Below are 231 nucleotides of genomic sequence, written 5' to 3'. Positions count from 1 at the left end.
CTAAAAGTCGCAGTACCTTGCGTTCCGGCAGTCGATCCGGTCAGAATTACCGATGCGCCATCAACCAGCAGAGGCAGGGCTTTCTGGACGGTAAACAGCACGCCGCGCACGTTAGTGCCAAAGATACGGTCAAAATGCTCTTCAGTAATCGCCCCCAGCGGCAGCATGTCGCCGCCCCCGGCGTTGGCAAAGAGAATATCGAGGCGTCCCGCCTGCGCTGCAATTCGCGAG

Annotated in this window: 1 protein-coding gene; it reads right to left on the bottom strand. The window is 58.9% G+C overall.

Annotated features, from left to right (window positions below; all coding sequences use genetic code 11):
* Window positions 1–231: SDR family NAD(P)-dependent oxidoreductase (locus SB756_RS35960; RefSeq protein ID WP_410914024.1), on the bottom strand; the 231-nt coding region annotated here is incomplete at both ends.

Origin of the sequence: Pseudomonas sp. SIMBA_068 (genome assembly GCF_046534705.1) — a bacterium.
Taxonomy (GTDB): Bacteria; Pseudomonadota; Gammaproteobacteria; order Pseudomonadales; family Pseudomonadaceae; genus Aquipseudomonas; species Aquipseudomonas putida.
This window is presented reverse-complemented; position numbering and strand designations above follow the sequence as displayed.